The 10,971-nt window shown below is 42.5% G+C and carries 8 protein-coding genes; 6 read left to right on the top strand and 2 right to left on the bottom strand.

The genetic code is table 11. The features are described 5' to 3' along the window. The first annotated feature begins 221 nt into the window (after nucleotides 1-221). The 6 genes from E4N65_RS12175 to E4N65_RS12150 all read left to right on the top strand — a co-directional run bounded on the left by E4N65_RS12175 (nucleotide 222) and on the right by E4N65_RS12150 (nucleotide 7,535). A complete protein-coding gene (locus E4N65_RS12175) occupies nucleotides 222-1,247 on the top strand; it encodes an ABC transporter substrate-binding protein (RefSeq protein ID WP_253673400.1) in 1,026 nt (341 codons plus the stop codon). A gap of 156 nt (nucleotides 1,248-1,403) precedes the next feature. After that, complete coding sequence (locus E4N65_RS12170; protein ID WP_253673398.1) at nucleotides 1,404-2,510, top strand: ABC transporter ATP-binding protein; 1,107 nt, start codon at nucleotides 1,404-1,406, stop codon at nucleotides 2,508-2,510. Nucleotides 2,511-2,530: 20 nt separating this feature from the next. Further along, entirely contained in the window at nucleotides 2,531-4,258 is a 1,728-nt protein-coding gene (locus E4N65_RS12165) for an ABC transporter permease (RefSeq protein WP_052185479.1), read from the top strand. 2 nt (nucleotides 4,259-4,260) lie between these two features. After that, nucleotides 4,261-5,370 (top strand): ABC transporter ATP-binding protein, encoded by a 1,110-nt coding sequence (locus E4N65_RS12160; RefSeq protein ID WP_044014263.1) that lies wholly within the window; start codon nucleotides 4,261-4,263, stop codon nucleotides 5,368-5,370. A 76-nt stretch (nucleotides 5,371-5,446) separates the two neighbouring features. After that, nucleotides 5,447-6,286, top strand: a complete 840-nt coding sequence (locus E4N65_RS12155; RefSeq protein WP_044014265.1) for a YARHG domain-containing protein — start codon at nucleotides 5,447-5,449, stop codon at nucleotides 6,284-6,286. A gap of 61 nt (nucleotides 6,287-6,347) precedes the next feature. After that, entirely contained in the window at nucleotides 6,348-7,535 is a 1,188-nt protein-coding gene (locus tag E4N65_RS12150; RefSeq protein ID WP_044014267.1) for a MalY/PatB family protein, read from the top strand. Nucleotides 7,536-7,629: 94 nt separating this feature from the next. Here the strand turns inward: E4N65_RS12150 and E4N65_RS12145 are convergent, their stop codons facing one another. Next, nucleotides 7,630-9,183, bottom strand: coding sequence for a BCCT family transporter (locus E4N65_RS12145; protein ID WP_253673396.1), 1,554 nt, complete (start codon nucleotides 9,181-9,183; stop codon nucleotides 7,630-7,632). After that, a complete protein-coding gene (locus E4N65_RS12140; protein ID WP_253673394.1) occupies nucleotides 9,173-10,954 on the bottom strand; it encodes a sugar phosphate nucleotidyltransferase in 1,782 nt (593 codons plus the stop codon). The genes E4N65_RS12145 and E4N65_RS12140 overlap by 11 nt, the downstream gene beginning before the upstream one ends. Nucleotides 10,955-10,971: the final 17 nt, after the last annotated feature.

Here is a 10,971-nt window from a genome sequence, read left to right as displayed (position 1 = left end):
AACTTTCATTATACTACTACTTTCCTTTTTTTGACAATATGAAATTTCAAGGTAAACACATCAGACGTTTTTTTAACACCCCCGCGGATCCGATAAGCGATTTCCTTATAGAACACGCTGATAGGCTTTGATTTTTAAGGTTTTTAAGATTCCCTATACAATTAAAAGAATAAAGTATATAATCGGCCAATTATATTTTCTATATACAAGGGGAAAAAGGTATGATGAAAAAAATTATATCGATAAGTCTGGCTGTCTTGGTTGCGGCATTGTTTATGTCGTGTGCAAAAAAGCCTGCCGATTCCGCGGCTTCCGGTTCTGAGAACAGCGGTTCGGTTATGTTGTATTCTTCTTTAAAAGAAGCCCAGCTTGAAGCGATTAAAGCCGGTTTCACCGCAAAATATCCGCATATCAAAATGGATTATTATGCAGCCGGTACAAGCAAAGTTACAACCAAAATGGCTGCGGAAAAACAGTCCGGACAAATTGCCTGTGATGTAGTATGGATAGGAGACCCGTCAAACTATATTACCTTTAAACGGCAGGGCATTTTGGAACAGTATGTTTCGCCTGAGGCTGCAAACATTGACGCAAGCTTTAAAGATGCCGACAACTACTACTGCGGCGGCCGTATGATCGTTATGGGGCTTGTTTATAACACAAACAACGTAACAGCCGAATCTGCACCCAAAACATGGGATGACTTGTTAAATGCAGAGTTTAAAAATCAGATTGTCATGACTGACCCGGGCGAAGCGGGAACAACTTTTTATGCGGTTGCCGGTTTGATGGCAGACAGCCACTACGGTATTGATTTTTTCAAGAAACTGAAAGCAATGGGGACGGAGCTTGAAAGCGGAACAACATCAACCCACTCTAAAGTAGCGGCAAATGCGTATAAGGTTTGTATCGGAGTCGATTATGTTGCGGAAACATTGGAAAGCAACGGTTCAACCATTAAGTTTGTATACCCCGAAAAAGATTTGATTGCAATTTCAAGCCCTATTGCACTTATAAAGAATTCTGCGAATCAAGAAAACGGAAAACTGCTATACGATTTTATTCTTTCAGCGGAAGGTCAGCAGATTCTTGTTGATCACAATGTTTCACCTATTCGGTTTGATGTTTCAAAGCCGGGCGCAATGTCCACAAGCGATATTGTTGCGCGTTCTATGAAAATTGATAACGAAAAAATTGCCGATCAGAGCGCAGATATTCTTGCAGCATTTGACGCAATATTCAAATAACTAAAATAGTAAAAAATCAAGGGGCTGTAAGACTGTTCCGAACGGAAGTACATTCTAGAACGATCTTGCAGCTCTCATTCGTCTGTATCACTGAGCCGCTTGTAAAAGTCAAACAACTTTGATACTGCGGTATTATGTTACCAAAATGGAGCAGCTATGGCGCAAATCAAATTTAATAATATTACGTTCCGCTACGGGAAAACACCCGTTTTTGAAAATTTTTCGCTCACGATAGAAGAAAGCCAAATTATGGGAATCGTCGGTCCGTCGGGATGCGGAAAAACAACGCTTATCCGATGCTTGTGCGGTTTTATAAAACCGGAACAGGGCGAAATTTTTATCGGTGATACCTGTGTGTACAGTGCCGAAAAGCATATCAACATTGCTCCCGAACGGAGAAACATCGGCGTTGTGTTTCAGGACTATGCGGTATGGCCTCATTTGACCGTTTGGGAAAACGTTGTGTATCCCATGAAAAAGCGGAAAATGCCGAAAGATGTAATAGCACAAAAAGCGGAGTTTGCTTTAAAACAGGTGCGGATGGATAAATATCGTAAGCATTTACCGTCGCAATTATCGGGCGGACAGCAGCAGCGTGTCGCAATCGCGCGGGCGCTTGTATCTTCCAAAGACATTATTGTACTTGACGAACCGATAACCAACCTTGATGCAAAACTACGCGAAGAAATGCTGATTGAAATTCGGCAAATACAAAGAGAAATCGGTACAACTATTATATATATAACACATGACCAAGAAGCGGCGCTCCAACTGTGCGACAAAATAGCGGTTATGGAACCCGATGGAACCTTATGCCAAATCGGAACTGATGAAGAAATTATTTTATCACCGGCAAATCGTTTTGTGTTTACCTTTATCGGGGTTTCAAATTTCCTACCGGTTGTAAAAAAAGATGACGGTATGTATTTTGAATTAAACGGCAAGATGCACAAATATCTCAATGCCGACAGTTCGCAAATGCCGGATATCGAAATCGGTAAGCCTTATGAAATGGGTATCCGTCCCAAAGATATTTTATTCGACGAGAAATCATCTTTTAAAGGAACCGTCCTGTCATCATCGTTTTTGGGAAGCCAGTGTACGTATTTCGTGGATTTTGAAGGACACCAAATCCGTATTGAACAAAACACACTCGATATACTTCAGTCAAAGGAATATGCCGAGGGCGATACAGTGGGGCTTGTATTTGTAAATCCCAAATATTATGAACGATGTCAAAATAACGACAGCGTTTCTTCGTAATCTTTACATTCGGAGGGCTTATGTTCAAAAAATATCAAAATCCCGATTTGGCACGGCTAGACGGCAAACGGTTTGCTTTTAGCCTCGACGGTATGATGACGAGTTTAAGTTTTATCATTTTGTTTATTGTTGTTATTATTCCGATTTTTATGATAATTTATAACGCATTTTTCTTTGAAGGAAAATTCGACTTACAATTATTTAAGCGCGTTATCGGGAATAAAGACAACATTGGCGCCATGTGGAACACCATAAAGATTGCGTTTTGGGTTACCGTGTTCGGCACGATTATCGGCCTGTTTTATGCATGGCTTTTAGGCAGAAGCGATATTCCGCTGAAAGGTTTAATGCGCGGTCTTTTTACCATCCCGTATATGTTTCCGCCCTTTTTCGGGGCAATGGCCTGGGACTTGATGCTTTCAGGACGCGGCGGATATTTAAATAATTGGCTTATGTCAACCTTTCATTTATCTTCTGCACCGATTAACATCAATTCAATCGGCGGAATTATCTTTGTTGAAGTTTCGTATTATTTCCCCTTTGTTTTCATGCAAGTTGTCAGTGCGCTTGAACGAATGGATCCGACACTGGAAGAATCCGCCCGTATCGCCGGTGCAAAGCAGGGGTATGTTATCAGGAAAATTACGCTGCCGCTGGTTCTTCCTGCCATTTCTGCCGGTGCGCTATTGATTTTAATTTCTTCGCTTGCGCACTTCGGCGTGCCGTCAATTCTCGGCTTCTCGCAAAATATTTATACCTTGCCGACAAAGATTTACCAGCTGATAAACCGTGCGGCAGGCGATTTCAACGGCATTCGTGAAGGTGCGGCACTTTCCGTACTGCTTGTTGTTGTCGTATCGATTGCGCTTGTAATTCAAAAGCTTGTTTTGCGTTCGGGCAGCTATGATATTATTAAAGGCAAAAGTATGCGTCCCACGTTGATAAAACTGCGAAGTGCAAAGTATCCGCTGCTGACGGTTGCCTTTATTTCGCTTATTATTATCGTTATTGTACCGCTTGTGATGATTTTCTTAGTCGGCTTACTGAAAGCATACGGACTGCCGTTAAAGTTTGCAAACTTTACATTTAAAAACTATATCGATGTTCTTGTCGGCAATAAAATGGTCACCGATTCTATCCGAAACTCACTGTTTTTGTCGGTTACAGCCGGGGTTTTGAGTATGTTCCTCGGCGTTATGGTTGCCTATGTTGTCAATCGAATCCGTCCGAAGGGAAAAGAAATGTTGGAAGTCGTTTCGGTTTTACCGTATTCGATACCGGGAACGGTTTTGGCAATCGGTGTTATCTTAGCATGGTCGGGAGCAATATTCCGTATCAATTTGTATAATACGATTTGGATTATTTTGATAGCATATATTGCACGCTATCTCTCATTTTCTATGAAATCGGCATCGGCATCCTTACGGCAGGTACACCCGTCTTTGGAAGATGCAGCCCGTTCCTGCGGAGCATCTCACAGCGAAGCGCTTAAAGACGTTACATTGCCGTTAATCCGTCCGGCGATGGTTTCCGGCTTTTTCTTAATTTTCTTGCCTGCAATGCGGGAACTTACAACATCGGTACTGCTTTACGGACCTTATACCCGCACATTGGGAGTCGCCATTTATTCGCTGCGCAGCGACGGCTATATTCCTCGAGCCTCGGCATTGGCATCTGTTGCGATTGTGCTGATTATTATTTGTAACACGATTGTAACGCAAATCACAAAAGACAGGAGGGGGGTATAATTATGGTGCAGGTAGAATTAAAGCACGTCAAAAAAGTATTTTCCGAAAAACTACTGGGCAGTGTTGTCGCCGTTGATGATTTTAATCTTCAAATCGAAGAAGGTGAATGCTTTTCGTTCCTTGGCCCTTCCGGCTGCGGAAAAACCACAACACTGCGCATGATTGCCGGCTTTGAAGATTTGAGCGAAGGCGAAATTTATTTGTGCGGACGTCCGGTTTCAATCAAAAGCAAAAATTTGTACGTGCCGCCGGAAGACCGCGGTTTGGGAATGGTGTTTCAAGCCTTTGCCGTCTGGCCGCACATGAATGTTTTTGATAACGTTGCTTTTCCGTTAAAAGTTCAGAAAGTCCCGCGTTTAGAAATAAAGCAACGGGTTGAACAGGCCTTGAAGCATACGAATCTAACCGGTTTTGAAGCTCTTTATCCGGGTAACCTTTCCGGCGGGCAGCAACAGCGTATTGCGCTTGCACGCGCAATTGTTACCAACCCCAAGGTTTTGCTTTTGGACGAACCGCTGTCAAACCTTGATCCGAAGCTGCGGGAATCGATGCGCTTTGAAATTAAAGAATTACAAAAGAAATTCAATTTTACGATTATCTTTGTAACGCACGATCAAGCCGAAGCAATGGCTCTTTCCGACCGCATGATGGTAATGGACATGGGAAAAATTGTACAAATTGATACGCCCAGAAACCTTTACAACAAACCGATTAACCGTTTTGTGCATAATTTTTTAGGGAAATCAACCTTTGTTAAAGTAAATTTACGCGGCAACAAAGTGTATCCCGACGGTGATACGACACAGGCAATTTCATGTACAATCCCCGAAAATGCCGTCGGCAAAGAGAAAATGATTATTGCGGCGCGCCCCAACGCAATCAATCTAAACAAAAATACTGGCTTTAAAACTAAAATAGAAAAGCGCGTATTCCTGACCGACTGTACGGAATACTATGTAAAAATCGGTTCCCAGTTATTGATGATACAAACCCCGCACCGTATTGTCTTTAGCGAAGGAGAAGAATGTTGTGTTGAATTTGCGGAAACGATGTGGTACGACGATGACGGAAATGCAGCGGAAGAAGAGCGCAACCGCCGTCAGTTAATTTAACACTGTTGATTCGTTATGAGAATCCCCTCTCAATGCGCTGCGTTGGAGGGGATTTTCTCTATGTGGAGTAAAAAAGATGAAAAAGAAAACATCAATATTTTTAATACTTCTTTTGTTTATCACATCCGTTTATGCGCAAGAATTTAAGAAAAACAAATATTCAACTGAAATTGATTGTGAATATCCATTCCCTTTTATTAGCGTTAGTGAATACTTAAAAAGCGCTGAACGGGAAATTGATCTTGAACAATATAAAACTGTCATTAGAAATGGTGATATTAATGCAATAGAAAAACCTTATTTAAATGATTTACAATTAGGAGCTTTAACTACAGTTGAATTAAAACTGTTCAGAAATTTATTTTATGCAAAAAAGGGATTTATTTTTTCGGATGACGAATTAACAAAATACTTTAGTCAGTTTGAATGGTACAAACCGAAATCAAAAAATGTGTCTTTTACTCAATTAGAAAAATCTGCGATAGAAAGGATAAAAATTTTTGAATCCGAATCATCGAGGACGTATGAGTTCGAAAATCGAACCATAGTCTGGGAAGCTTTTAATGGAGGAGCAGATCAAAGAGCACAGTGTCTGAAATTAAATCAAGATAAAACTTTCGAATATATTCCTTCAGAAACAATAAATAGATTACAAAGTATAAAAGGAACATGGAAAATTGTAAAAAATAGAATTGTGTTAAGTGTAGAATCAGAAAATGTGCTTTTGGGTGGTTATGTAGCAGATCATCCAAATACTCCATATATAGACAAAGGAACTCCTGTCATTATTACATATAAAAACTCAATAAAAATATCACTCCCATTAAATGAAAGTAAATTGTACAAAAAATATAATTTTGAATGGGGTGAAAAATGGATAATGATTGGGTCATGTGATTACTATATATCGAAATAAAACTCATCAGTCATTTCCATGTTTTTAGAGATGACCGATCATAATAAATAGGGGGATTTCTATGAAATATGATTTTACGACAAGGGTAAACAGAGCCGGTTCAGGTTCACGTAAATGGGATGCGATGTATCAGGTAAATCCGCACGTCGATTCGTCCGTTGTGCCGCTTTCGGTTGCCGATATGGAATTTAAGATGCCGCCGGAATTAACGGAAGGGCTCAAGCACTATCTTGACAGCGCCGTACTGGGCTATACGGGGCCTACTGCTGCATATAAAGAGGCAGTGCAAAATTGGATGAAGACACGGCATAATTGGGCGATTGAACCCGATTGGATTGTTCCGACGGCAGGCGTTGTGCCTGCAATTTTTAATACGGTTAGAGCGTTTACCGAACCGGGAGACGGCGTTATTCTCCTGTCGCCGGTGTATTATCCTTTTTTTAGGGCAATACGCTTGCAGGAGCGGAATGTTGCAGCGTGTTCGTTGCAGGAAAACGGCGGCCGTTATACGATTGATTTTGATGCATTGGAACGGCTCGCTACAGATCCGCGTAATAAGGCCCTGCTCTTTTGTTCTCCTCATAATCCTGTCGGTAGGGTGTGGACAAAAGAAGAGCTGCATAAAATAGAAGCAATCGTATTAAAGCATAATCTTTGGTTATTTTCTGATGAAATTCATTTTGATATTGTGATGCCGGGGTATACGCATACCGTTTTCCAATCGTTAGGGGATGATCTTGCAGAGCGGACAATCACTTTTACCGCTCCTTCAAAGACGTTCAACATCGCCGGTTTGGGAATCAGCAACATCATCATTAAAAATGAGAATATGCGTAAAACCTTTGTAAAAGCCCAAGAGCTTGGGGCGGGAGCATTGTTCACGGCATTGAGCTATAAGGCCTGCGAAATTTGCTATACGCAATGCGCGGCGTGGCTTGATGAATGTTTGTCCGTAATCGATGCCAATCAGCGTATTGTGCAGCAGTTTTTCCAAACGCATCATCCCGAAATTAAAGCGCCGCTCATCGAAGGCACGTATCTGCAATGGCTCGATTTTAAGGCGCTGGGAATGGAACACAAGGCTTTGGAAACCTTTATGACGCAGACCGCACAGGTATTCCTAGATGAAGGATATATCTTCGGCGAAGAAGGCAGAGGTTTTGAACGGATTAACCTTGCCGCCCCCGCATCGGTCATTACTGAAACTCTCGAACGGCTGAGCCGCGCATTGGAGACATTGAAGCGGTAAAAATAATTATATCACGCATGAGCTGCATGCAAGCCAATCAACCTTACCGTTCAGGACAACTGTCTTCGATTGCTTTAAAAACAGTCTGATGCGTTTACCCTGCCTTCCCGTTCTTTGCGTCTTTAAAAAAGCTGACGATAATACAGATCATAATGATGCCGAGCGGAAAGGCGGCGATAATCGATAAACTTTGCAGCTGACTCAGATTGCTGCCGGTAAGGATGAGCGCAGCCGGCAGTAAGATAAAAACAACCGACCAAAAAGCCCTCAGGCTCTTTTTAGGTTCACGGCCTTCCAGTTCCTGCTGCGAATAAGATGCGATAACCATCGTAATCGCATCGAAAGTGCTCGCATAAAGAGCAATCATCGTGATGATGAGCAGCACTAAACCGGCTTTCGCAAACGGCAGCGTTTCCAAAATGCTTAAAATAATCTCGTCTGGAGGGATACCGGCAGCAAGCCGTTCGGCAGCCGGTAATAATCCATGTGTTTCCAAATAAAGTCCGTAGTTCCCCAGCACGATAAACGAGCAATAGGTTCCCGCGATGCCGCACATAAGTCCGCCCAGTACGGTATTCCGTACCGTCCGCCCTTCAGAGATTGTTCCGATAAAGAACGGCGTTGCGACAAACCACGCAATCCAATATGCCCAATAAAAAATCGTCCACTGCTGCGGGAACCCTGTACCGTCTGCACCCGAAATCCGCAGGGGATCCATCCACGTAGAAAGCGAGATAAAGTTTTGCAGCATCTTCCCTATGCCGGTTATGCTTGTTTCGATAATATAGAGTTTGGGACTAAACAAAAACACAAATACAATGAGGCTGGAAAAACACACAACAGCAACCTTTGCCAGATGAGAAATGCCTTTTATTCCAAGTAGAACAGCTGAGGTATATACCGCTGCAATAATGCAGAGCACAGCTAATGTCAGCTCCCGTGATTCGGGAATGCCGGAGATGGTGGAAATTGCCAGCGATAACAACGGTGTTGCAAGCGTGAATGTTGTCGCAGTTCCTGCTAAAAGTCCCACGACCGAAAACACATCGATGACAGTACCAAGTACGCCATCGATTTTTTTACCGAAAAGAGGGCGGCACGCTTCGGATAGTTTTTGCTTTTTCCGCTGCCGTACATGGAGCATATAGCCAAATGCCACGGCGCATACGATATGAAAGCTCCACGGTGTAATACCCCAGTGGAACAGCGGGTACGTTGCCGCCCAATCTTGTCTTTCTGCGGCCGTAAGCATTCGGTGTCCGAACGGTGATGCTGTGTAGTAATATCCCCATTCGATAAGCGACCAATACAAAATATCTGCAGCCATCGTGGAGGTAAAGATCATAGCACCCCATGTAAAATTACTATAGCGCGGTTTATCGAGAGAGCCTAACCGTATTGCTCCGTATTTTGAAAAAGCAAGATAGAATGCGGTACACACTACTCCGAAACCGAGAAGTATATAAAAGAAACCGAGTTTGTTGACAAAAATATTCCATAAACTATCGATAGCCTTCATCGATTGCTGCGGAAAGGTAAGCAACAGTGCCGCAATGCCGGTTACAATGACGAGCGGCAAAAGGGTAATAATCCAGTCGATTTCTTCGAAACCGTGCATACCTTTGTTATGTTTCCGATTATTCATCATTTGTCTCTTCTTTCCGGTCATCTGTAAACTCCGTCATCTGCATAACTTGCTTGTAATAATCTTTTGCGTACCGGTACATCTTTAACCCGTACTCACCGAAGTTTTCTCCCAATGCTTGTTTATAGCATGTCCACAGCGCCCATAAGAATCCTGCAAGCGCAACATAGATATAGACACGCAGTTTTTCTTCGCCTTCCGGATCGCGGCGGAAGTAACGATGCATAAGATCGTTTATTTGCGCTTCGGAAAAGTAAGAGTAAATGGAAAACATTGCGAGGTCAGCCAGCGGGTCGCACATCGCAGCGTATTCCCAATCGATCAGTTTTACCTCACTGTCACTGATAATAAAGTTATCGCAGATTAAATCGATATGAGTCAGTACCTCCGGTTTTTTCAGTGTGTCGAGTAAATCGAGCAAAGCATTCATCTTTTCCCGGACTTCGGCATAATCATAGAAAAGAATGCCGTGCTTTGCTTCCGCGTGCTTTTCATAAAAATTAATCCGTTCCCTAAAATTAAAGCGATGCCGTACCGTAATACCGGAGGTATGCAGCTTACGGGCTATCCACATACACGCTTCCAAATCATCCGAGTTGTGAGGATCCGCTATGTGCATATTTTCTTCAAACTGACTGATTTTTACACCGGTCATTTGGTCAAAATAGATAATCTTATCGGATATGCCGAGCGGCTCAACCGCTTTATACACCGCATATTCCTGTTTCCGGTTGATAAGAATATCAGTACCGGCGCCCGGAATGCGGAAAATATATTTGTTGTTGTTCAATTCGAATATGAAAGATTTATTAGTCATGCCAAGCCGCAACGGGCGCAAATTTTTAATCTGCATTTCAGGTTGTCCGAATACGCGGGAGATCAATTCCATCCATTTGTTCTGTGTGGAAACCATGTATGATGTATCGAATTGGCGCAGTTCTTCCAAGGATTCAAATTCATATACTTGATTGGCTGGCTGTTTATTTGCGAACATCGTCAACGTATTTAAATGACGGCTCAATACGTCTTCCCAGTACCAGTCATCCGTATCCTCGCGGTGATAGGCTTCTTCAATCATCGGACGGATGGCATCGGAAAAAGCACGCGAAAAATAGACCGGCCCGTACATCACCCATGCGTTCCTACCGCCGACCTTTACCTTCATTATCTTGTCGTGTAAACCAAGCTGCAGTACCCATTCATTAGTTTTTTCATTCATTTTTACAGACGAATACCATGAATCGTATTCATACGCGTGATACATATTTTTTCGCAGCCAATTATCGCTGGACAAAATATAGGTGTTTTTGAGTTTGTCGCGGACATGATACAGCGTCGAAAGATTGTTTTTGCTTTCAAAATCGGGATTATACACAAGTTTTACATTGTATTTATCGATGAGGTATTCAAAGGTTTCTTTAAGATAACCGACAACAACCGTGATATCGGTAATACCTGCTTCTTGCAACTGCTTGATTTGACGTTCAATCATCCGTTCGCCGAAAACTTCCAGCAACCCTTTGGGGATGGCATAGGTGAGTGGAATAAAGCGCGAACCGAAGCCTGCCGCCATAATGATGGCATTATCAACCTTGCATGAATCGTATTCGGTATGAGCTTTAATAGTTAAAACTTTTTTGCCGATGGCAGGTAAGCCGTTCGTCTTAAGAAGGCTGTCCTGTTCCATAGAAAAAAGAATTTGATTGACATACGCGAGCGATATTTTTAAGGTTCCGGCAATTTCACGTTGCGTGATGGCCGGATTCTTTTTCATTAACTCGATAATCTGAA

Origin of the sequence: Treponema sp. OMZ 855 (genome assembly GCF_024181145.1) — a bacterium.
In the GTDB taxonomy this organism is placed as follows: Bacteria; Spirochaetota; Spirochaetia; order Treponematales; family Treponemataceae; genus Treponema.
This window is presented reverse-complemented; position numbering and strand designations above follow the sequence as displayed.